Origin of the sequence: Arsenicicoccus sp. UBA7492 (assembly GCF_002479615.1) — a bacterium.
In the GTDB taxonomy this organism is placed as follows: domain Bacteria; phylum Actinomycetota; class Actinomycetes; order Actinomycetales; family Dermatophilaceae; genus Arsenicicoccus; species Arsenicicoccus bolidensis.
The window spans coordinates 12,492-34,347 of record NZ_DLOE01000029.1 but is presented as its reverse complement, the minus strand read 5'-3'; the positions used below and the strand labels follow the sequence as shown (position 1 = coordinate 34,347).

General features: G+C 72.5%; 20 protein-coding genes. 17 read left to right on the top strand and 3 right to left on the bottom strand.

What is annotated here, in order from left to right; all coding sequences use genetic code 11:
* Nucleotides 1-131: 131 nt before the first annotated feature.
* Nucleotides 132-815: a histidine phosphatase family protein gene (locus B4E97_RS08895; protein ID WP_286958647.1), complete on the bottom strand. Its 684-nt coding sequence runs from the start codon at nucleotides 813-815 to the stop codon at nucleotides 132-134.
* A gap of 69 nt (nucleotides 816-884) precedes the next feature.
* A complete protein-coding gene (locus tag B4E97_RS08890) occupies nucleotides 885-3,011 on the bottom strand; it encodes an elongation factor G-like protein EF-G2 (RefSeq protein WP_286959573.1) in 2,127 nt (708 codons plus the stop codon).
* 127 nt (nucleotides 3,012-3,138) lie between these two features.
* Here B4E97_RS08890 and pgsA point away from each other — a divergent pair, with 127 nt between their 5' ends.
* From pgsA to pdxS, 5 genes are all read left to right on the top strand, one after another.
* Nucleotides 3,139-3,744, top strand: coding sequence for a phosphatidylinositol phosphate synthase (pgsA, locus tag B4E97_RS08885; RefSeq protein ID WP_029212338.1), 606 nt, complete (start codon nucleotides 3,139-3,141; stop codon nucleotides 3,742-3,744).
* A gap of 6 nt (nucleotides 3,745-3,750) precedes the next feature.
* Entirely contained in the window at nucleotides 3,751-4,674 is a 924-nt protein-coding gene (locus B4E97_RS08880) for a phosphatidylinositol mannoside acyltransferase (RefSeq protein ID WP_286958640.1), read from the top strand.
* Nucleotides 4,675-4,679: 5 nt separating this feature from the next.
* The gene (locus B4E97_RS08875; RefSeq protein ID WP_286959594.1) at nucleotides 4,680-5,885 is read left to right on the top strand and encodes a glycosyltransferase family 4 protein; all 1,206 of its coding nucleotides are present in this window, start codon (nucleotides 4,680-4,682) and stop codon (nucleotides 5,883-5,885) included.
* On the top strand, nucleotides 5,885-6,442 hold the full coding sequence (locus B4E97_RS08870; RefSeq protein ID WP_029212341.1) for a hypothetical protein: 558 nt from the start codon (nucleotides 5,885-5,887) through the stop codon (nucleotides 6,440-6,442). Before B4E97_RS08875 ends, B4E97_RS08870 begins: the two co-directional genes overlap by 1 nt.
* Before the next feature lie 95 nt (nucleotides 6,443-6,537).
* Entirely contained in the window at nucleotides 6,538-7,473 is a 936-nt protein-coding gene (gene pdxS, locus B4E97_RS08865; protein WP_286959570.1) for a pyridoxal 5'-phosphate synthase lyase subunit PdxS, read from the top strand.
* A gap of 11 nt (nucleotides 7,474-7,484) precedes the next feature.
* Here pdxS and B4E97_RS08860 read toward each other — a convergent pair whose 3' ends face one another.
* The gene (locus B4E97_RS08860) at nucleotides 7,485-8,735 is read right to left on the bottom strand and encodes an MFS transporter (protein WP_286959569.1); all 1,251 of its coding nucleotides are present in this window, start codon (nucleotides 8,733-8,735) and stop codon (nucleotides 7,485-7,487) included.
* 78 nt (nucleotides 8,736-8,813) lie between these two features.
* Between B4E97_RS08860 and B4E97_RS08855 the strand changes: the two genes are divergently transcribed.
* The 12 genes from B4E97_RS08855 (at nucleotide 8,814) to B4E97_RS08800 (ending at nucleotide 21,843) form a co-directional block, all read left to right on the top strand.
* On the top strand, nucleotides 8,814-9,878 hold the full coding sequence (locus B4E97_RS08855) for a DUF5937 family protein (protein WP_286958632.1): 1,065 nt from the start codon (nucleotides 8,814-8,816) through the stop codon (nucleotides 9,876-9,878).
* 50 nt (nucleotides 9,879-9,928) lie between these two features.
* Entirely contained in the window at nucleotides 9,929-10,552 is a 624-nt protein-coding gene (gene pdxT / locus B4E97_RS08850) for a pyridoxal 5'-phosphate synthase glutaminase subunit PdxT (protein ID WP_286959567.1), read from the top strand.
* 42 nt (nucleotides 10,553-10,594) lie between these two features.
* Nucleotides 10,595-11,365 carry a YebC/PmpR family DNA-binding transcriptional regulator gene (locus B4E97_RS08845; RefSeq protein WP_019287593.1) on the top strand — a complete coding sequence of 257 codons (771 nt, stop codon included), beginning with the start codon at nucleotides 10,595-10,597 and terminating at the stop codon, nucleotides 11,363-11,365.
* A 499-nt stretch (nucleotides 11,366-11,864) separates the two neighbouring features.
* Nucleotides 11,865-12,533, top strand: a complete 669-nt coding sequence (gene ruvC / locus B4E97_RS08840) for a crossover junction endodeoxyribonuclease RuvC (protein WP_239266699.1) — start codon at nucleotides 11,865-11,867, stop codon at nucleotides 12,531-12,533.
* 133 nt (nucleotides 12,534-12,666) lie between these two features.
* Nucleotides 12,667-13,269 (top strand): Holliday junction branch migration protein RuvA, encoded by a 603-nt coding sequence (ruvA, locus tag B4E97_RS08835; protein WP_029212348.1) that lies wholly within the window; start codon nucleotides 12,667-12,669, stop codon nucleotides 13,267-13,269.
* 3 nt (nucleotides 13,270-13,272) lie between these two features.
* Complete coding sequence (gene ruvB / locus B4E97_RS08830) at nucleotides 13,273-14,397, top strand: Holliday junction branch migration DNA helicase RuvB (RefSeq protein ID WP_029212349.1); 1,125 nt, start codon at nucleotides 13,273-13,275, stop codon at nucleotides 14,395-14,397.
* Between the two features lie 145 nt (nucleotides 14,398-14,542).
* Complete coding sequence (locus B4E97_RS08825) at nucleotides 14,543-14,878, top strand: preprotein translocase subunit YajC (RefSeq protein ID WP_050993340.1); 336 nt, start codon at nucleotides 14,543-14,545, stop codon at nucleotides 14,876-14,878.
* On the top strand, nucleotides 14,878-16,836 hold the full coding sequence (gene secD, locus B4E97_RS08820) for a protein translocase subunit SecD (RefSeq protein ID WP_286959564.1): 1,959 nt from the start codon (nucleotides 14,878-14,880) through the stop codon (nucleotides 16,834-16,836). Before B4E97_RS08825 ends, secD begins: the two co-directional genes overlap by 1 nt.
* Nucleotides 16,833-18,119 (top strand): protein translocase subunit SecF, encoded by a 1,287-nt coding sequence (gene secF, locus B4E97_RS08815; protein WP_286958620.1) that lies wholly within the window; start codon nucleotides 16,833-16,835, stop codon nucleotides 18,117-18,119. Before secD ends, secF begins: the two co-directional genes overlap by 4 nt.
* 11 nt (nucleotides 18,120-18,130) lie before the next feature.
* A complete protein-coding gene (locus tag B4E97_RS08810) occupies nucleotides 18,131-18,685 on the top strand; it encodes an adenine phosphoribosyltransferase (RefSeq protein WP_029212352.1) in 555 nt (184 codons plus the stop codon).
* A gap of 20 nt (nucleotides 18,686-18,705) precedes the next feature.
* Nucleotides 18,706-21,123 (top strand): RelA/SpoT family protein, encoded by a 2,418-nt coding sequence (locus B4E97_RS08805; RefSeq protein WP_414632790.1) that lies wholly within the window; start codon nucleotides 18,706-18,708, stop codon nucleotides 21,121-21,123.
* Between the two features lie 9 nt (nucleotides 21,124-21,132).
* Nucleotides 21,133-21,843, top strand: a complete 711-nt coding sequence (locus B4E97_RS08800; RefSeq protein ID WP_019287582.1) for a GNAT family N-acetyltransferase — start codon at nucleotides 21,133-21,135, stop codon at nucleotides 21,841-21,843.
* The last annotated feature ends 13 nt before the right edge of the window (nucleotides 21,844-21,856 follow it).

Below are 21,856 nucleotides of genomic sequence, written 5' to 3'. Positions count from 1 at the left end.
CGACTGTTGGGGACTACTCCCTTTCAGCGTCCAGGGTAGCCCGCCCCGACCGGCTCACCCAACACGAGAGGGCGCCACGATCGGCGTGTCCTCGCCGATCGTGGCGCCCTCTGGGCGGGTCTGGGAGACCCTCAGGCGTTGATCTGGTCGCTGTCGAGGTGGCGGACCCGGTTGACCCAGAGCACGCGCCACTCGCCGTCCTCGTGCCGCAGCGCGGTCACCGAGGAGTTGGACAGCTCGAACCTGCGGCCGGCCTCGCCGATGCCGGCCGCGGCACCGATCAGGAGCTGGCCGAAGTGCTGGTGGGTGAGGATGCCGATCGTGGCGCGGTCCCCGTGGTGGGACGCCAGGTCGGCCAGCACGGTGGCCGCTCGGCGCTGCGCCTCGGCGTGCTCCTCCTCGAAGCCGCCGTCCCACTCCGAGCCCTGCTCGACGTCGTCCGGCAGCGTGAGGGACGGGGCGATGTCGTGCATCTCCTGCGTGCTGAGGCCGGGGTAGGGGCGACGCACGTTGGTGGCCGGGTGCGCGGCGTAGAGGCCACCCACCTCGCCCAGGTCGGTGCGGCCGATCGGCTCCACCCCGAGGGCGTCGGCGAGCGGCGCGACGGTCTGCAGGCACCGGTGCGTGAGGGCGGTGTAGAGGACCTCCACGTCGAGGTGGCTGCGGTCCTGGGACACCGCCTCGGCGAGGCGCCTGGCCTGCTCGTGGCCGAGCTCGGACAGCTCGGAGTCGGGGGTGCGACCTGCGCGGCTGCCGGTCTCGGCATACAGCTTGTTGTTCTCGGACTGACCGTGGCGGATGACGAAGAGGTCCATGTCGCAGAGTCTGTCATCCGCCACGGTCGGCGCCCAGCCCGGGGTCGGGCGACGCGCCCGCTGCGGCGTTCAGGCGGTGACGACCTTGGCCGCCAGCTGCTGCGGGAGCGGGTCGTAGCGCAGCCGGTCGCGGCGGAAGGTGCCCGTCCCGTGCGCGACGGACCGCAGGTCGATGGCGTAGCGCGTCAGCTCGAGGGCCGGCACCTCGGCGTGCACGACGGTGCGTCCCTCGTCGCCGGGCTCGGTGCCGACGACCCGCCCGCGACGCGTGGACAGGTCGCTCATGACGGGCCCGACGTAGTCGTCCGCCACGTCGACGTCGACGGAGTCCACCGGCTCGAGCAGCGTGACCGTGGCCGAGCTCGTGGCCTCCTTGAGCGCCAGCGCCCCGGCGGTCTGGAAGGCCATGTCCGAGGAGTCCACCGAGTGCGCCTTGCCGTCGGTGAGGGTCACCCGGATGTCGACCATCGGGTATCCCGCCAGGGTGCCCTTGGCCATCTGCGCCCGGACGCCCTTCTCGACCGAGGGGATGAACTGCCGGGGCACCGACCCACCCACCACCTTGTCGACGAACTCGAAGCCCGCGCCGCGCTCGAGCGGCTCGATCTCGACGTGGCAGACGGCGAACTGGCCGTGCCCGCCGGACTGCTTGACGTGCCGGCCCTGGGCCCGGGCCGGGGCGACGAACGTCTCGCGCAGCGCCACCCGCAGCGGCTCCGCCTCGACGCTGACCTGGTAGCGCTCCTGGAGCCGGCCGAGCAGCACGTCCACGTGCGCCTGCCCCATCGTCCACAGCACCGTCTGGTGGGTCTCGGCGTCGTGGTCCAGACGCATCGTCACGTCCTCGGCGACGACGCGCTGCAGGGCGCTGGCGAGCTTGTCCTCGTCGGCCTTGGAGACCGGGTGGATCGCCACCGGCAGCAGCGGGTCGGGCAGCAGCCACGGCTCGACGACGCAGGGGGAGTCCTTGGCCGAGAGCGTGTCCCCGGTCTCGGCGTGGGCCAGCCTGGCCACGATCGCGAGGTCGCCGGCCACGGCGAACCCGGACGACTTGGGCGCGTGCTCGGTGCCGCCGAGCGGCGTCGCCAGCTGGCCGACGCGCTCGTCGGAGTCGTGGTCCGGGTGGCCCTCGACCTCCTTGCCGACGAAGGCCGACAGGTGGCCCGCCACGTGCACCACGTCCTCGGCGCGCAGGGTGCCGTTGAACACGCGGACGAGCGACACGCGTCCGACATAGGGGTCCGTCGAGGTCTTGACGACCTCGGCCACCAGCGGCCCGTCCGGGTCCCCGACGAGGGGCTCGATCGGCTCGCCGTCCAGCGAGGTCACCATCGGCAGCGGGTGCCGCGTGGGGTCCGGGAAGGCGTCGGTGAAGATCTCCAGCAGCTCCGGCACCCCCGCGCCCGTCAGCGCGCTGATCGGGATGGCGGGGAAGAACGTGCCCGCGGCCACCGCCGTCATCAGGTCCGCCCGGATCGTGTCGAAGGAGACGTCCTCGCCCTCGAGGTAGCGGTCCAGCAGGGTGTCGTCGTCGGACTCGGTGATGATCGCCTCGACCAGGTCGCCGCGGACCTCGTCGATGACCTCGCGCTGCTCGGCCGTCGCGTCGCTGATGCGGACGTCGCCGCCGGAGGAGTCGTAGTGGCGGCGGCTGAGCAGGGCCAGCGTCCCGGTGATCGTGCCGTCGTCGGCCTGGACGGGCAGGTAGAGCGGCTGCGCGTCGCCGAAGACCCGCCGGCACGAGTCCACGGTGTCCTCGAAGGACCCGCGCCCTGCCTCGAGCTTGGTCACGACGATGGCGCGCGGCATACCGACCGCCTCGCACTCGTGCCACAGCATCCCGGTGGCCGCGTCGACCCCGTCCACCGCGGAGACGACGAACAGCGCCGCGTCGGCCGCGCGCAGCCCGGCCCGCAGGTCACCGACGAAGTCTGGGTAGCCCGGCGTGTCGAGCAGGTTGATGGTCGTCCCGCCGACGTCGAAGGAGGCCGCGTCCAGCCCGACCGAGCGGGTGTCCTCGCCCTTGGTGGCCTCCTTGGCGCGCCGCCCCGGCACGCGGGCCGCTATCAGGTGGTCGAACAACGTGCTCTTTCCCGATCCGGACGGCCCCACGAGGACGACATTCCTGATGTCCTCGGGGCGGACTGGGGCGGGGGAGCCGGCGGCTCCTTGACCCTGGCTGTTGTTAGCGGCCATGTCATCTCACCTGACTTCGTCGTTGGCGGATCGTCCGCCCTGCCGTGCAGGGCGGGTGAGTCCATACTCAACTCCCGGCGAGCGGTGCCGACAAGCGGGGTCCCCCTATGGCTAGGGTGGGGGCACCATGCTGAACCGATTTCGTGCTCTGGCCACCCGGATCTTCACGCCCGTCGCCAAGGTCCTGCTGCGCCTCGGCGTCTCGCCCGACGCCGTGACCATCGTCGGCACCCTCGGGGTGGCGGCCAGCGCGCTGTGGTTCTTCCCCCGCGGCGAGTTCCTCGTGGGCACGCTCCTGATCGCGGTGTTCGTCTTCTCCGACACGATCGACGGCGTCATGGCGAGGCACAGCGGCCGCACCTCCAGCTTCGGCGCCTTCCTCGACTCGAGCCTGGACCGGATCGGCGACGCCTCGATCTTCGGCGGGCTCGTCCTCTACTACGCGTGGCGGGGCGATCGCGTGCTCACCTGCGTCGCGCTCGCGGTGCTGGTGCTCGGCATGCTCGTGTCCTACGTTCGCGCCCGGGCCGAGGGGCTCGGCATGACGGCGAGCGTCGGGGTGGCCGAGCGCGCCGACCGGCTCGTGCTGATCCTGGTGGCCACCTTCGTGACCGGCATCGGCCTGTGGGAGCCCATGGTGGCGCTGGCCCTGTGGGTCCTCGCCGTGCTGTCGGCGATCACCGTGCTCCAGCGGATCCTGGTCGTGCGCACGCAGGCCCTCTCCCGAGGCTGAGGCCGTATGCCGAACCGCCTCGCCGACCGGGCCACCGTCTGGGCGTTCCGCGCCGGCTGGCGCGTCGTCCGCCTGCTGCCCGCGCGCGTCGCCTACGCCGCCTTCGACCGCGCGGCCGACGTCACCCACCGCCGCGACGGGCGCTCGGTGCAGCGGCTGCGCTCCAACTACGCCCGGGTGCGGCCCGAGCTGTCGCCCGCCGAGCTCGAGGCGGTCGTGCGCGAGGGGATGCGGTCCTACCTGCGCTACTGGTGCGACGCGTTCCGGCTGCCCGACCTCACCCAGGAGGTGCTGCACGAGACGGTGCGCGTCGTCGGCGACCAGGGCGTGCGCGACTCGCTGCGCGAGGGCCGCGGGGCCGTGATGTTCCTCGGCCACCTCGGCAACTGGGACCTCGCCGGCGCCTGGTCCACGCACGAGCTGGCGCCGGTCACGACCGTGGCCGAGCGGCTGCGCCCCGAGGAGGTCTACGAGGCCTTCGTCGCCTTCCGCGAGCGGCTCGGCATGCGGATCCTGCCGCTGACCGGCGGTCCGCCGGCGATGCCGGAGCTGGTCCGCGCCCTGCGGGCCGGCGGCTTCGTGCCGCTCCTCGCCGACCGCGACCTGACCGACCAGGGCGTCACCGTGACCTTCTGCGGCCGCGAGGCCCGGATGGCGCCCGGCCCGGCCGCCCTCGCCGTCGCGACCGGGGCGCCCCTGCACCCCGTGTCCGTGCACTACGAGCGGCGGCACGGTCCCGGCGGGACCGGCAGCGGCTACGACGTCGTCGTGACCTTCCACGAGCAGGTGCCCGTGCCCGAGACGGGTCGCACGAGGGACAAGGCCGCGGCCATGACCCAGAGCTGTGCGGCGGCGCTCGAGGCGGCGGTCGTCCGGCATACGGCCGACTGGCACATGATGCAGCGGGTCTTTGCCGAGGACGTCCGGTGACCCCGCTGCGCATCGGGATCGTCTGCCCGTACTCCTTAGACGTCGCCGGGGGGGTGCAGTTCCACGTGCGCGACCTCGCCGAGTGGCTGCTGCGCGCGGGCCACGAGGTGTCGGTGCTGGCGCCGGCCGACGAGGACACCGCGCTGCCGCCGTACGTCGTGAGCGCCGGGCGGGCCGTCCCCGTGAAGTACAACGGCTCCGTGGCGCGGCTCAACTTCGGACCGGTCACGGCGTCGCGGGTGGCGCGCTGGCTCGAGGACGGCGCCTTCGACGTCGTGCACATCCACGAGCCGATCACCCCGTCGATCGGCACCCTCGCCCTCTGGCAGGCGGAGTGCCCGATCGTCGCGACCTTCCACTCCTCCCAGGTGCGCTCGCGGGCGATGCAGACGGTCTACCCCGCCTTCCGCCCGTCGCTGGAGAAGATCCTGGGCCGCGTCGCCGTCTCCGAGGACGCCCGCCGCACGGTGACCACGCACTACGGCGGCGACGCGGTCGTCATCCCCAACGGCGTCTACGTCGACCGGTTCGCCGCCGCGCCCGTCCGCCCCACGTGGCAGGGCACGCCGGAGCGGCCGACCATCGCCTTCCTCGGCCGGCTGCAGGAGCCGCGCAAGGGGCTGCCCCTGCTGCTGGAGGCGCTGCCCGCGATCACTCGCGAGGTGCCCGGGGTCCGGCTGCTCGTCGCCGGCCCGGGCGACCAGGACGCCGTGCGCGCCGCGGTGCCCGACGGGTGCCACGTCGAGCTGCTCGGGGCCGTCTCCGACGAGGACAAGGCGTCGCTGTTCCGCTCGGCCGACGTCTACGTCGCGCCCAACACCGGTGGCGAGAGCTTCGGCATCATCCTGGTGGAGGCCATGGGGGCGGGGGCGCCCGTGCTGGCGTCCGACCTCCCGGCGTTCGTGCGCGTGCTGGACGGGGGGCGTGCCGGCGCGACCTTCGCCAACGAGTCGAGCGCGGCGCTGGCCGAGCGTGCGGTGGCGCTGCTCGCCGACCCCGACCGGCGCGCCGAGCTGTCCCGCGTGGGGCAGGAGCGCGCCTGGCAGTTCGACTGGTCCGTGGTGGCCGAGCAGGTGCTCGCGGTCTACGAGACCGTCCTGCTCGGGGCGCCCGAGAAGCAGCGAGGGGCCGTCTCCCGCCGCCTCGAGGGCATGGGACGCAGCCTCACCCAGGGGATCGGCGACGCCCTCGGCCGGGGCGCGCGACGCTGATGCACGTCCCCGACATCCCGCTCACCGTCGTCCTCGTCGGCCTGGTCCTCCTGCTGCTCGCGTGGCGGCTGACCTACACCGCCGCCCGCCTGGACCGGCTGCACGCCCGCGTCGAGGGCGCGCTCGTCGCCGTCGACGCCCAGCTGGTGCGACGCGCCGAGGCCGTGCAGGAGCTGGCGGGGTCGGGTCTGCTGGACCCGGCGACCTCGCTGTTCCTCGCCGCGGCGGCGGCCGAGACGCTGGAGCTCGAGGACGAGCCGGTCGAGGCGCGGATCGAGGCCGAGACCGACCTGACCCAGGCGCTCGACCTCGCCCTGCCGCCCGAGACGGTCGACGCGCTGCGGCGCGACGGCGACCACGGCGGCCGCGTCCTGCTGCAGCGGCTGCGCAGCTCCTGCACCCGCGTCCAGCTCGCCCGGCGCTTCCACAACGACGCCGTCGTCGACGTGCAGCGGGTGCGGCGCAAGCGCCTCGTCCGCACCTTCCGCCTGGCCGGGCACGCCGAGCTGCCGCACACGGTGGAGTTCGACGACCGCCTGCCCTCCGCCCTCGAGTGATCCGGGCGATGCGGGCGCGTCGCGCGGATGGACCTACGATGACGCCGACACCGAAGTCGACACAGCAGTCCTCGAGCTAAGGCAGCGCCAACGCGATGAGCATCACCGAGTCCAGCCCCGCGACCACCCCTTCCGTCCCCAGCGCCGGCACCGGCACCGGCACCACCCGCGTCAAGCGCGGCATGGCCGAGATGCTCAAGGGCGGCGTGATCATGGACGTGGTCACGCCGGAGCAGGCCAAGATCGCCGAGGACGCCGGCGCCGTCGCCGTCATGGCCCTCGAGCGGGTCCCCGCGGACATCCGCGCCCAGGGTGGCGTGTCCCGCATGAGCGACCCCGACATGATCGACGGCATCATCGAGGCCGTCTCCATCCCGGTCATGGCCAAGGCCCGGATCGGCCACTTCGTCGAGGCCCAGGTGCTGCAGGCCCTCGGCGTGGACTACGTCGACGAGTCCGAGGTGCTCACCCCCGCGGACTACAGCAACCACATCGACAAGTGGGCGTTCACCGTGCCGTTCGTCTGCGGCGCGACCAACCTCGGCGAGGCCCTGCGCCGCATCACCGAGGGTGCGGCCATGATCCGCTCCAAGGGCGAGGCCGGCACCGGCGACGTCTCCAACGCCACCACCCACATGCGCAAGATCCGCGGCGAGATCAGCCGCCTGCAGACGATGGCGGCCGACGAGCTCTACGTCGCCGCCAAGGAGCTGCAGGCGCCGTTCGAGCTCGTGCGCGAGGTCGCCCAGAGCGGCAAGCTGCCCGTCGTGCTCTTCACCGCCGGCGGCATCGCCACCCCCGCCGACGCCGCCATGATGATGCAGCTCGGCGCCGAGGGCGTCTTCGTCGGCTCCGGCATCTTCAAGTCCGGCAACCCGGCCCAGCGCGCGGAGGCCATCGTCAAGGCCACCACCTTCTACGACGACCCCGACACCCTCGCCAACGTCTCGCGCGGACTCGGCGAGGCCATGGTCGGCATCAACGTCGACGAGATCCCGCAGCCGCACCGTCTGGCCGAGCGCGGCTGGTGAGCTGAGCGTCGTCACCCCCGCTCGGCGCACGCGGGCGGGGGTGGCACGTCAGCGCTCGGAGCGTGGAGCCTGCTCACGGCGAGCGCCGCGGCCACGAGCAGCGCGAGCGATCCCAGCCACAGGACGGGCTCGCCCAGGCGTGACAGCACCCACGTGCCGAGCGCCGGGCCCACCGCCATCCCGACCGAGAAGGTCAGGGAGAAGGACGCCAGGTAGCCCGAGCGCTGGTGCGGGGGCGCCAGCGCCGCGAACATCGCGCCGATCACCGCGGCGGCGCCCACCTCGCCCACGCTCCACACGATCACCGCGACCAGGTGGGTCGCGACGGACCCGGCCACGACGGTGAGCCCGAAACCAGCCCCCACGACGACCAGGGCCGTGGCATAGACGAGCTCGGGTCGCCACCGCTCGATCCGACCCGCCGCGAACGGCTGCAGCAGCACGATCACCACCCCGTTGACCGCCACGATCGCGCCGTAGGCCGCCGCCGACAGGCCGTCGCGCCCCATGACGAGCGGCAGCGTCGAGTAGGCCTGCTGGTAGACCGTCGCGTAGGCCGTGGCGGCGAGCACGAGGGTCACGGCGCGCGGGTCGCGGACCATCGAGGCCACCACCCCGCGCGTGGCGGGTCCGTAGGGGCGGCGGGCGCGCGGCATACGAGGCACGAGCACCACCACGAGCAGGGCGGACAGCAGCGTGGCCGCCGCGTCCACGACGAACAGCCAGCCGTAGCCGAACCGGCTGAGGACCCCGGCCGTGAGCGTCGCGACCGAGAAGCCCAGGTTGAGCGCCCAGAAGACGAGGGAGTAGGCGCGGACGCGCTGCTCGGGCGCGACGACGTCCGCGACGAGGGCGTTCTGCGCCGGGCGGGCCAGGTCCGAGCACAGCCCGACGGCCAGGGCGCCCGCCACGACCAGAGGGGTGGTCGGCGCGGCCGCCAGCCCGAGGAGCGCTAGCGCCGCGAGCGACTGGCTGAGGACGATCGCCGACCGCCGCTCCAGCCGGTCGCCCAGCCACCCGCCGACCAGGCTCGACACGATCGCGCCCACGCCGAGGAAGGCCGCGACCAGTCCGGCCTGCGCGAGCGAGAGCCCTTTCTCGTGGACGAGGAAGAGGACCAGGAAGGGCTGGACGAAGGTCGCCAGGCGGTTGACGAGGACGGCGGTCCAGATCGCCCAGTAGGTGCGCGGCAGGCCGAACGGCCCGTCGGTCCGCAGACGGCTGCTGCTGCCCGTCGAGGGGATCGTGTCGCGGGTGGTCATGGGTCGAGCGTGGGCCCGCAGGACCTGGTCGGGCCAGGATTCGGTGGTGGCCACATCGTCGGGGGCTAGCCTGGCCGTATGACGAGCCCCACGGCCACCCGCGCCACCCGGTCGCGCAGCGAGAACCCCACCGGCGTGCGCACGGTCGGGCCGGCCGAGCTCGGGCGGCTGGGCTTCGCGGTGTCGCCGGTGTGGGAGGCGGTGGCGTCGCTGAAGGTGCTCCAGGGCCAGGGCAGCACCCTCCACGACCCCTGGGCGCAGGTCGCCCGTGACCGGGTGCTGGACGCAGGCCTCGACCTCGGCCTGCTCCTGGCGCTGGTGCCCGGTGCCGGGCACCTCGCGGACTTCGTCACGCCGACCCCGCACGGGCGCGAGGGCTCGATGACGGAGGCGCTGACCGACGTCCGCGAGGCCGCGACGGAGGTCGTCGAGCAGGACCTGCGGATCCTGCTCTCCGAGAGCCCCACCCCCTCGTCTCGCGAGGCCCTGGTCGCGGGGCTGCGGGACCCGGCCTCCGTGCGCGGTCGCGCGGCGGACGACCTCGAGGCGTACTTCGAGGTGGCGGTAGCCCCGGTCTGGGAGCGGCTCCGCGGCCTGGGGGAGTCCGACATCGCCTGGCGCCTCGAGCAGATCGCGAGCGGAGGCCTGCACCAGGTGCTCGGGACGCTGCACCCCCGACTGCGCATGGAGGGGGAGCAGCTGGTCGTCGAACGTGCCTGCCAGCCCGGGCCGACCACGTCCGGCGGCGGGCTCGTGCTCGTGCCGTGCGCGTTCGCCTTCCCCGGGCTGCTGTTCCTCGACATGCCGGGGCACTCCCCGACGGCGAGCTACGGACCGCGCGGGGTCGGCACCCTGTGGCGCGAGGCGCCCGACGCGACGGGCACCGCGCTCGCGGACCTCGTCGGTCGCACGCGCGCCGGCGCGGTGGTGCTCCTCGACCTGCCGATGACGACGTCGCAGCTGGCGTGCCACCTCGACGTCACCCCGCCCACCATGAGCCAGCACCTGCAGGTCATGGCCCGGGCGGGGCTCGTGGCGGCTCGTCGACGGGGCCGCGAGGTGCTCTACGCCCGCACCCAGCTCGGCGACCTGCTCGTGGCGAGCACCCACCCGCGCGGCCCGTCGGTCGGTGCGGACCGGTAGCGCGAGCGGGCGGTTCAGCGGCATACGGCCCGAGCACTATCGTGAGGCGGGTGACAGCCCCCACCCGCATCGGAGTCCTCGCCGTCCAGGGCGACGTGCGCGAGCACGTCCACGCGCTGGAGTACCTGCGCGTCCAGGCCATCGCCGTCCGCCGGCCGCACGAGCTCGACGAGCTGGACGGGATCGTCATACCCGGTGGTGAGTCCACGGTGATGGACAAGCTGGTGCGAGCGTTCGGGCTGCAGGGTCCGCTGCGGGACCGGATCACCGCCGGTATGCCGGCCTACGGGTCCTGCGCGGGCATGATCATGCTCGCCGACCGCGTGACCGACGCGACGGCCGACCAGCAGACCCTGGGCGGGATGGACATCACGGTGCGGCGCAACGCGTTCGGTCGCCAGGTGGACTCGTTCGAGGCCGACCTGTCGGTGCCGGCGATCCGCGACGGGGTGGCCGAGCCGCTGCGCGCGGTGTTCATCCGGGCGCCGTGGGTGGAGGACGTGGGCGCTAGGGTCGAGGTGCTGGCGAGCGTGCCGGGGTCGGTCGAGGGTGCCGCGGCCGGCAAGGTCGTCATGGCACGGCAGGACAACCTGCTGGTCACGAGCTTCCACCCCGAGGTCACCGGCGACCTGCGGGTCCACGAGTACTTCGTGGACCTCGTGCGTGGCGCGTAGACTGGGCCAGTTGCCACGCCGGACATCACGAGGAGCTTACGTATGAGCGGCCACTCCAAATGGGCCACCACCAAGCACAAGAAGGCGGCGATCGACGCCAAGCGCGGCAAGCTGTTCGCCAAGCTGATCAAGAACATCGAGGTCGCCTGCAGGCAGGGCGGCGCCGACCCGGCCGGCAACCCCACGCTGTACGACGCGGTCCAGAAGGCCAAGAAGAACTCCGTCCCCAACGACAACATCGACCGTGCGCTGAAGCGCGGCTCCGGTGCTGACTCCGGCGGCGCGGACTGGCAGACGATCATGTACGAGGGCTACGCCCCCAACGGTGTCGCCGTGCTGATCGAGTGCCTCACCGACAACCGCAACCGCGCCGCCACCGAGGTGCGCGTGGCGCTGACCCGCAACGGCGGCAACCTCGCCGACCCGGGCTCGGTCGCCTACAACTTCTCGCGCAAGGGCGTCGTGACGCTCACCAAGCAGCAGAAGGACCGCGAGCTGACCGAGGACGACCTCCTGGAGATCGTCCTCGACGCCGGCGCGGAGGAGGTCAACGACGACGACGAGACCTTCGAGATCATCTCGGAGGCAGGCGACTTCGTGGCCGTGCGCACCGCGATCCAGCAGGCGGGCCTGGACTACGAATCGGCCGAAGCGAGCTTCGTGCCCAACCTCAAGGTCGAGCTGGACGCCGACGGCGCCCGCAAGATGCTCAAGGTCGTCGACGCGCTCGAGGACAGCGACGACGTGCAGAACGTCTGGACGAACGGGGACGTGAGCGACGAGGTCGCGGCCGAGCTGGACTCAGAGGACTGACGAGCGCGAGCGGCTGCTGACCGCGACGAAGGAGCGCGGCAGCCGGGAGTGCGACGGAGGTCCGACCAGAGGGTTCGAGGACTGACGACAGCGCGAGGACACGAGCGACGTAGGAGCGAGGCCCGGAGCGCCGAGGAGGTCCGACCAGAGGGTTCAGAGGACTGACGACGGCGCGAGGACACGAGCGAGCGGGGCTGGGGACGACGAGGGTCGTGCCCGGCCCCGCTCGCGTTCGTCTGGAGCGTTCCCGTCAGGGGTTGTGGTGGCGGTCTCGCCGTGCGGCGTCGGTCTGGGGCTGCAGCGCGAGACGGGGGATGGTGGGCGACACGGGGGGTGGTGGGCGAGACGGGGGATGGTCGTGGAGCGCGCGGAGGCGCTCTGGCGAACGTGTGTTCGGTCTGTCGGTGTGTCCCGCGTAGCCTGACGGTGCGCACGGTGGAGACTGTCGGTGCGCAACGTGGACACTGTCGCGCGACACGTCCGGCGAGAGGGAAACGACATGCGGGTGCTCGGCGTCGACCCCGGTCTCACCCGCTGCGGTGTCGGCGTGGTGGAGGGAGTCCCCGGCCGTCCCCTGCGGCTGGTGGCGGTCGGCGTGATCCGCACCCCGAGCAGCGAGCCGCTGCACCAACGACTGCTGACCATCCAGACCGAGCTGGAGGACTGGCTGCACCACCACGACCCGGACGCGATCGCGGTGGAGCGCATGTTCGCCCGTGGGGACGTGTCCACGATCATGGGGACGGCCCAGGCGAGCGCGATCCCGATGCTCGCGGCCGCCCGCCGCGGGCTGCCGCTGGCCCTGCACACGCCGTCCGAGGTCAAGGCCGCGGTGACGGGCAACGGGCGGGCGGACAAGGCCCAGGTCACGAGCATGGTCATGCGGGTCCTGGGCCTGGACGAGCGGCCCACCCCCGCGGACGCCGCCGACGCCCTGGCCCTCGCCATCTGCCACGTATGGCGGGGCGGGGCGGCGTCACGGCTCGCCGGGGCCGTGACCGACAACCGCACGGCCGAGGCGCTCGATGCCGCGCGGCGCCGGCAGCAGGCCGCCCCCAACCGTTGGCAGCAGGCCGTGGCGGAGCATCGTGCGCAGGGTGGCGGCTCGGCCCACCCCGCGGTGGCGGCGGCCCGTCGCCAGGCGGTGCGGCGCGGGACGTCGTCGTGAGGGCTACCCTCGGGGCGGCACCGACCCTCGCGGCCCTCGGGAGTGCGACGATGCCGACGACGCCTGGGTCTGCGGTGAGCCGGGATGCGGTGCTGCGGCATACGACGAAGACGACTGGACCACAGGAGAACTCATGATCGCGTCCGTCTCCGGCACGGTGCTGACCGCCCACCTCGACCACGTCGTGGTCGAGGTCGGGGGCGTCGGCATGCTGGTGCACACGACTCCCGCCACGGCCGCCGGGCTGCGCGTGGGGCAGCAGGCCCGCCTGTCGACGACCCTCGTGGTGCGGGAGGACTCGCTGACGTTGTACGGCTTCGGCGACGACGACGAGCGGGCGCTCTTCGAGCAGGTGCAGACCGTCAGCGGGGTGGGGCCGCGGCTGGCGCTCGCGATGCTGTCGGTGCACGCCCCCGACGTCACGCGCGCGGCCATCGGATCGGGTGACATCGCGACCCTGACCAAGGTGCCCGGCATCGGCAAGAAGGGCGCCGAGCGCATCGTGCTCGAGCTCCGCGACAAGGTCGGCGTCCTCCCGGGCGCCACGCCGGGCGCGGGTGCCGCGCCGGCCGCGGGCGGGACCCAGCCGCAGGTCGTCGAGGCGCTGGTCGGGCTCGGCTGGAGCGTCAAGCAGGCCGAGGACGCCGTCGGGCGGGTGGCGTCAGCCGGCGACGCGGGCAGCATGGCCTCGACCTCTGCGATGCTGCGCGCCGCCCTGCGCGAGCTGGGGCGCTGACCCGTGCCCGAGGTGTGGGAGCGAGGGGCGGACGACGAGTTCGCCGGTCGGGCCGACGACGGCAGCTATGACGCGACGGCGCGGGTCGTCGACGCCCGTGGGGTCGACGACGAGCAGCGGGTCGAGGCGGCGCTGCGGCCGAAGCGGCTGGTGGACTTCCCCGGGCAGCCCCGCGTGCGCGACCAGCTGTCCCTGGTCCTCGAGGCCGCGCGACGCCGGGACGCGGTGCCGGACCACATCCTGCTGTCGGGTCCGCCCGGGCTCGGCAAGACGACGCTGGCGATGATCGTCGCGGCCGAGCTGGAGCGGCCGATCCGCGTGACCAGCGGACCCGCCATCCAGCACGCCGGTGACCTCGCGGCGATCCTGTCCAGCCTGGCTGAGGGCGAGGTGCTCTTCCTCGACGAGATCCACCGCATGGCCCGCCCGGCGGAGGAGATGCTCTATCTCGCGATGGAGGACTTCCGGGTCGACGTCATCGTGGGCAAGGGGCCGGGCGCGACCGCGATCCCGCTCGAGCTGCCGCCGTTCACCGTCGTCGGGGCCACGACGCGCGCCGGACTGCTGCCGGCGCCCCTGCGCGACCGGTTCGGGTTCACCGGTCACCTCGACTTCTACTCCTCCGACGACCTCGCCGCGATCCTCGTGCGCTCGGCCCGGCTCCTCGGCGTCGAGGCGCTCGACGACGGCATCGCCGAGATCGCGGGACGGTCCCGCGGCACACCCCGCATCGCCAACCGTCTGCTGCGCCGCGTCCGCGACTGGTCGCAGGTGCATGGCCGCGGCGTGGTGGACCTGGAGGCCGCGCACGAGGCACTCGCCCTCTTCGACGTCGACGTGCGGGGGCTGGACCGGCTGGACCGCGGGGTGCTGGAGCTGCTGTGCACCCGCTTCGGCGGCGGCCCCGTGGGCCTGTCGACGCTCGCCGTCGCCGTGGGGGAGGAGCCGGACACGGTCGAGACCGTCGCTGAGCCCTATCTCGTGCGCGAGGGTTTCATGGTCCGCACGCCGCGCGGGCGAGCGGCCACGGCGCTGGCGTGGCAGCACCTCGGCCTCACCGCGCCGATGGACGCCCCCGGAGCCGGGGCTCCGCAGCTCCCCCTCGACGGGGAGGGCCGGTTCTCCTGAGCGCGTGGTGATTGGGTGGGGACAGACCCGACCCGTACACTGCCGAGAGGAATCCTCCTCGTTGCACCACGTGTCAAGGTCTTCACTCTGCGTCATCCCAGGGCCCGACGATCTTGGCAGACCATCCGATCGAGAGAACGTGTCGATGATCTCTGCCACCCCGTTCGTCGCCGCTGCGGCGCAGAACGACCAAGGGGCTCTGTCCTACCTCATCTTCCTGCTCCCCCTGCTCATGCTGGGGTGGCTCTGGTGGACCACGCGCCGACGCCAGCGCGAGGCCGCGTCCCGCGCCGGGTCGCTCCAGCCCGGGCAGCGGATCGTCACCGCCTCCGGCATCATCGGGACCCTCGTGTCCCGGGGTGGCGGCGTCGCGCAGGTCGAGGTGGCCCAGGGCGTGGTCATCACCATCGACGAGCGTGCCCTCATGGGTGAGGCTCCCGCCGCCGGCACCACGACGACCCTCTCCGAGGGCACCGACTGATGGCCCGCAACCCTCGCACCAGGGGAGCGCGCCGGACCCTGGTCTGGTTCGCCACGCTCCTGCTCGGCTTGGCCGCCCTGCTCGCCGGCGTCAACACCTGGGGCACCGCGCAGGCCACGCCCAAGCTCGGCCTCGACCTCGCCGGCGGCACCCAGGTGGTGCTCGCGCCGCAGGTCGAGGGTGGCAGGGCGATCGACGAGTCGACGATGAACCAGGCCGTCGACATCATGCAGAAGCGCGTGGACGGGTCCGGCGTCGCCGAGGCCGAGGTCTCCACGCAGGGTGGGCGCAACATCGTCGTGTCGCTGCCCAAGGGCACGCCGCAGGAGACCGTCGACTCGCTCAAAAAGTCCTCGATGATGCGCTTCCGGCCCGTCCTGGTGGAGGGCCCCGGCACGACCCAGCCCGCCCCGACGCCCACCGCCACGGGGACGGCCACCGGCACGGCCACCGCGCCTGCGACCGGGTCCGCCTCGGCCACGGCGAAGCCCAGCGCTCCCGCGAGCGCTCCGGCCACCGCGACCCCGAGCAGCCCCGCCACCGCGACGCCGAGCGGCGCCCCGGCCGTCGTGCCTCCCGCCGCCGCCCAGGCCGCGCCCGCCGCGACCGTCTCACCGTCGGCCCCCGCCGCCACGCCTGCGGCGCCGGCCGCGACGACGCCTGCTGCCACGCCGACGGCCCCCGCAGCCACCACGCCTGCTGCTCCCGCGGCGACCCCGGCCCCGACGTCCAGCGGCACCGGCGGCAAGCCGGCCAACGCCAGCGACCCCGCCTGGGTGACCCCCGAGGTGCAGGCGCAGTACGAAGCGCTCAACTGCACCGATCCCAACCTCGACCTCAAGATCTCCGACGATCCCTCCAAGCCCCTGGTCACCTGCTCGGCCGACCGCGCCGCCAAGTACATCCTCGGCCCGGCCGAGCTGCAGGGCCAGGACATCGCGGACGCGACGTCCGGCCTGCAGCCCAACCAGGCCGGCGGCACGGGCACGGAGTACGGCGTCAACCTCACCCTGACCGGTGACGGCGGCAAGAAGTTCGCCGACCTGTCCAAGCGCCTGCTCAACCTCCCGCCGCCGCGCAACCAATTCGCCTCGGTGCTCGACGGCGAGGTCATCGTCGCCCCCCGCATCACCGTGCCGATCCTCGACGGGCGCTCCAGCATCACCGGGTCGTTCAACGCCACGAGCTCCGAGGCACTGGCCCAGCAGCTGAAGTTCGGTGCCCTGCCGATGTCCTTCCGCGTCGAGACGCAGGACACCGTCAGCCCGACGCTCGGCGCCGACCAGCTCAGCAAGGGTCTGCTCGCGGGCGCCATCGGCTTCGTGCTGGTCATGATCTACGCGCTGATCCAGTACCGCGCTCTCGGCCTGGTGACCGTGGCCTCGCTGCTCGCGGCCGCCGCGCTGACCTACCTGTGCATCACGCTGCTCGGCTGGTCGCAGAACTTCCGGCTGTCCATGGCCGGCGTCACCGGCCTGATCCTGTCGATCGGTATGACGGCCGACTCGTTCATCGTCTACTTCGAACGCGTGCGGGACGAGATCCGTGAGGGTCGCTCGATCCCGGCGGCCGTCGAGGCGGGGTGGCAGCGGGCCAAGGGCACCGTGATCATCTCCGACGCCGTCAACCTGATCGCCGCCGTCGTGCTCTACCTGCTGGCCTCCAGCAACGTCCGCGGCTTCGCCTACACGCTCGGCCTGACCACGATCATCGACGTCATCATCGTCTTCTTCTTCACCCACCCGATGCTGGCGCTGCTGTCCCGCACCACGTTCTTCGGCCAGGGGCACAAGCTCTCGGGCTTCGACCCGGACGCCCTCGGTGCCAAGCCGGCGCGCTACGTCGGTCGCGGCCGGTTCCGCGACCCCGACGCCGAGCTCGAGGCGCTGGAGACCGAGCGCGCCGCCACCAAGCAGCGTGAGGGCAGCTACACCAAGGAAGGCGGGGCCGTGCTGTGAGCAAGGTCGCTGATTTCGGTAACGACCTCTACACCGGTCGCCGCGGGCTCGACTACGTCGGTCGCCGCAAGGTGTGGTTCCTGCTGTCCGGCCTGCTGCTGGCCGTCTGCATCGGCTCCCTGGCCTTCAGCGGCCTCAACCTCGGCCTGGAGTTCCGTGGCGGCTCGGAGTTCCGCGTCTCCGACATCCGCAACATCTCGGGCTTCGAGAACCGCGCCCAGGACACCGTGCAGGACGCGGCGTCCAAGGCGGGGGAGCAGGCCGGCAACGTCACGGTCACCAAGATCGGCGACAGCTCAATCCGCGTGCAGACCGAGAAGCTCGCCGACGCCCCGACCCAGGCCGTGAGCAACGCCCTGGGCCAGGAGTTCCAGGTGGGCAAGGACAAGGTGTCGAGCACCTTCGTCGGCCCGTCGTGGGGCCAGTCGGTGAGCCAGCAGGCCCTGCGCGCCCTGCTCATCTTCTTCGCGATCGTCGCCGTGGTCCTCGCGTTCTACTTCCGCACGTGGAAGATGGCGGCGGCCGCGCTCATCGCGATGCTGCACGACATGGTCATCACCGTCGGCCTCTACACCCTCCTGGGCTTCGAGATCACCCCGGCGACGACGATCGGCTTCCTCACCGTCCTCGCCTACTCGCTCTACGACACCGTCGTGGTCTTCGACAAGGTCAAGGAGAACGTCCGCGCGGCCGGTCACACGGGTCGCCAGACCTTCAGCCAGGCGGCCAACCTCGCCGTCAACCAGACCCTGGTGCGGTCGATCAACACCTCGATGATGTCGGTCATCCCCGTCACCGTCGTGCTCATCGTCGGTCTGCTGGTCATCGGTCCGGGCGTGCTGCTCGACCTGTCCCTGGTGCTGCTCGTCGGCATCCTGGTCGGCGCCTACTCCTCGGTCTTCATCGCGACCCCGGTGCTGGCCATGCTGCGCGAGCGGGAGCCGGGCATGAAGGAGCAGGCCAAGCGCGCCCACCGCTACCAGGAGGCGCGGGGCGGCGCCAACTTCTCCGGCACCCTGCTGTCCGACCTCGGCAAGCACGACACCCACAGCTCCATGCTGGACTCCGACCTGACGCCGGCGACCGGCCCCGACGACGTCGCCACGGGTGCGGCCGGTGGTGCTGCTGGTGGCGCGACCTCGGCCACCCGGGCCGGCACCGCGACCGCGACCCGCCGCCCGACCCACCCGGCCGCCGACGGGGGTCGCCGGCCCCTGCACCCGAGCGTCACGCAGGACGGTCCCCGCAACCAGCCGCGGCGTGCGCCGCGGTCCAAGCGATAGGCACCGGCCGTATGCCGACCAGCCCGCACCCCGACCCGGAGCAGCAGCGCGTGGCCGACCTGGTCGCGTCCCTGATGCGGGACATCCCCGACTTCCCGCAGCCCGGCGTGCTGTTCAAGGACTTCACGCCGCTGCTGGCCGACGGCGCCGCCCTGGTCCAGGTCGTCGACGACGTGGCGCGCCGCCATCGCGGTGACGTGGACGTCGTCGTGGGGATGGAGGCGCGGGGGTTCATCCTCGGCGCCGCCGTGGCCTACGTCCTGGGGGTCGGCTTCGTGCCCGTCCGCAAGGCGGGCAAGCTGCCGGGCGCCACCGTCACCGAGGACTACACCCTCGAGTACGGCGCGGCGACCCTCGAGATGCACCAGGACGCCCTGCACGCGGGGCAGCGGGTGCTCGTCCTCGACGACGTCCTCGCCACCGGCGGCACGGCCGCGGCGACCTGCCGCCTGGTCGAGCAGTGCGGCGCGACCGTCGCCGCCTGCGAGTTCGTCCTGGAGATCGACGCCCTCGGCGGCCGGTCTCAGCTGGTGGATCGCGTGGTCTCCTCGCTCGTGCGGGGCTGAGCGCGGCCTAGGATGGCGGGATGACGGACCAGGACGCGCGGAGCCGGTCGGACCTGCCGGTGTCTCGCCCCGACGCCGAGGCCACGGCCCTGCGCACCGAGCCGGACCCCAACGTCTCGGAGCTGGGTCCCTCACCTGCGGGAGCGGCGGCCAGCGCCGCGGTGTCCGAGCCCACCGTGCCGCTGCCGAGCTCGGCACGGATGCGGGCGCGGTTCGCGCGCTTCGGCGGGCGGACGTCCGCCAACCCGGTCCTCGAGCCGATCCTGCGCTCTCTCAAGCTGACCCACCCCAAGGCCGACACCAGCGTCATCGAGCGCGCCTACGTCGTGGCCGAGCGCTGCCACCGGGGACAGCTCCGCAAGAGCGGCGACCCCTACATCACCCACCCCCTCGCCGTCTCCACGATCCTCGCGGACCTCGGCATGCCGCCCTCGACCATCGCGGCCTCGCTGCTGCACGACACCGTCGAGGACACCGACTACTCCCTCGACGAGCTGCGCCGCGAGTTCGGCGACGAGATCGCGCGCCTCGTGGACGGGGTCACCAAGCTCGACAAGGTCCACTACGGCGACGCCGCCCAGGCGGAGACCGTCCGCAAGATGGTGGTCGCGATGGCCCGCGACATACGGGTCCTCGTGATCAAGCTGGCCGACCGGCTGCACAACGCACGGACCTGGCGCTATGTCTCGGCGAGCTCCGCCCAGCGCAAGGCGCGCGAGACCCTCGAGATCTATGCCCCCCTCGCGCACCGGCTGGGCATGAACACCATCAAGTGGGAGCTCGAGGACCTGTCCTTCGCGACGCTCTACCCCAAGGTCTACGACGAGATCGAGAACCTCGTCGCGGGTCGCGCCCCCGCCCGCGAGGAGTACCTCGCCGGGGTGCGCGAGCTGGTGCTGCACGACCTGGCGCAGGCGCGGATCAAGGCGACGGTGACCGGGCGCCCCAAGCACTACTACTCCGTCTACCAGAAGATGATCGTGCGGGGGAAGGAGTTCGACGAGATCTTCGACCTCGTCGGGGTCCGGGTGCTCGTGGAGTCGGTCCGCGACTGCTACGCCGCGCTGGGCGCGATGCACGCGCGCTGGACGCCGGTGCCGGGGCGGTTCAAGGACTACATCGCGACGCCGAAGTTCAACATGTACCAGTCGCTGCACACGACGGTCATCGGCCCGGGCGGCAACCCCGTCGAGATCCAGATCCGCACGCACACCATGCACCGGCGGGCGGAGTACGGCGTCGCCGCGCACTGGAAGTACAAGGAGGACGGCCCCGGCACCGCGGCCCCCACCGACGACGGCCAGACCGACATGTCCTGGCTGCGCTCCCTGGTCGACTGGCAGCAGGAGACCAGCGACCCGGGGGAGTTCCTGGACTCGCTGCGCTTCGAGATCAACACGCGGGAGGTCTTCGTCTTCACCCCCAAGGGCGAGGTCATCGGCCTGCCCGCGGGGGCCACGCCCGTGGACTTCGCGTATGCCGTGCACACCGAGGTCGGTCACCACTGCATCGGCGGCCGGGTCAACGGTCGCCTCGTCCCGCTCGAGTCGCGGCTGGAGAACGGCGACGTCGTCGAGGTCCTGACGTCCAAGGCGCCGGACGCCGGCCCGAGCCACGACTGGCTCAACTTCGTCAAGAGCGCGCGGGCGCGCAACAAGATCCGCGCGTGGTTCTCCAAGGAGCGCCGCGAGGAGGCCATCGAGTCCGGCAAGGACGCGATCGCCAAGCAGATGCGCAAGCAGGGTCTGCCCGTCCAGCGCCTCACCTCGGCCGAGTCGCTGACCGCCTTGGCGCGCGAGCTGCACTACCAGGACATCAGCGGGCTGTATGCCGCGGTCGGTGGCGGCACGATCTCCGCGCAGCACGTCGTGTCCAAGATGCTCGCGCAGGCCGGTGGCGAGGAGGGGCTGACCGAGGACGCCGCCGAGACGGTGTCTCCGTCCCGCCGGACCCGCCGCGTGCGCGCGACCGACCCCGGCGTCGTCGTGGTCGGCACGGACGACGTGTGGGTCAAGCTGGCCAAGTGCTGCACCCCGGTGCCCGGCGACGACATCATCGGCTTCGTCACGCGCGGGCACGGCGTCTCGGTGCACCTGCGGGACTGCACCAACGCCGCCGAGCTGCTGTCCGAGCCGGAGCGGCTCATCGACGTGCAGTGGGCGCCCACGGCCTCGTCGGTCTTCCTCGTGCAGATCCAGGTGGACGGCCTCGACCGGTCCCGCCTGCTCTCGGACGTCACCCGCGTCATCGCCGACCTGCACGTCAACCTCATGTCGTCCAGCTCGTCAACCACGACCAACCGGGTGGCGACCTTCCGGTTCACCTTCGAGATGGGCGACCCCGCGCACCTCGACCACGTCATGCGGGCCATCCGCAAGGTCGACGGCGTCTTTGACGTCAGCCGGGTTGGCGGGGCCCGCAAGATCGAGCAGCAGTGAGGAAAGTCCGTGCGTAGCAACGAGTTCGGCCAGCCCATCGGTGACGACGTGTGGGGCTGGCACCCGCGCGTCCTGCCCCGCGACGTGCGCCTGCAGGGCCATGAGGTGACCCTGGTGGACCTCACGCTGGACCACGTGCCCAGCATGTTCGAGCTCACCTGCGGCGAGGGCAACGAGCCGCTGTGGACCTACATGTCCGCCGGGCCGTTCCGCACGAGCACCGAGCTCGGCGCCTACGTCCAGAAGCAGATGCGCAACCCCACGACCGTCCCGCTGGCCATCATCGGCAACGAGACCGGCCGCGTGGTCGGGACCGCGTCGTACTGGAACGTCAGCCCGGTCAACGGGTCGATCGAGATCGGCTCGATCGTCTACTCGCCCGAGATGCAGCACCACCGCGGCGGCACCGAGTCGATCTACCTCATGGCGCGGCACGCGATCGACGAGCTCGGCTACCGCCGCCTCGAGTGGAAGTGCGACGACCTCAACGAGTCCTCCCGCCGGGCCGCCGTGCGCTACGGTTTCACCTACGAGGGCACCTTCCGGCACGCCGTCGTCTACAAGGGCCGCAACCGCGACACCGCGTGGTACGCCATGACGGACGCCGAGTGGCGGCGGCTGCGGCCGGCATACGAGCAGTGGTTGTCCGAGGACAACTTCGACGCCGACGGCCGGCAGCGGTCCCGCCTGTCCGAGCTGACGACCGCCGCCCTGGCCTGACCCCGGCCCGCGG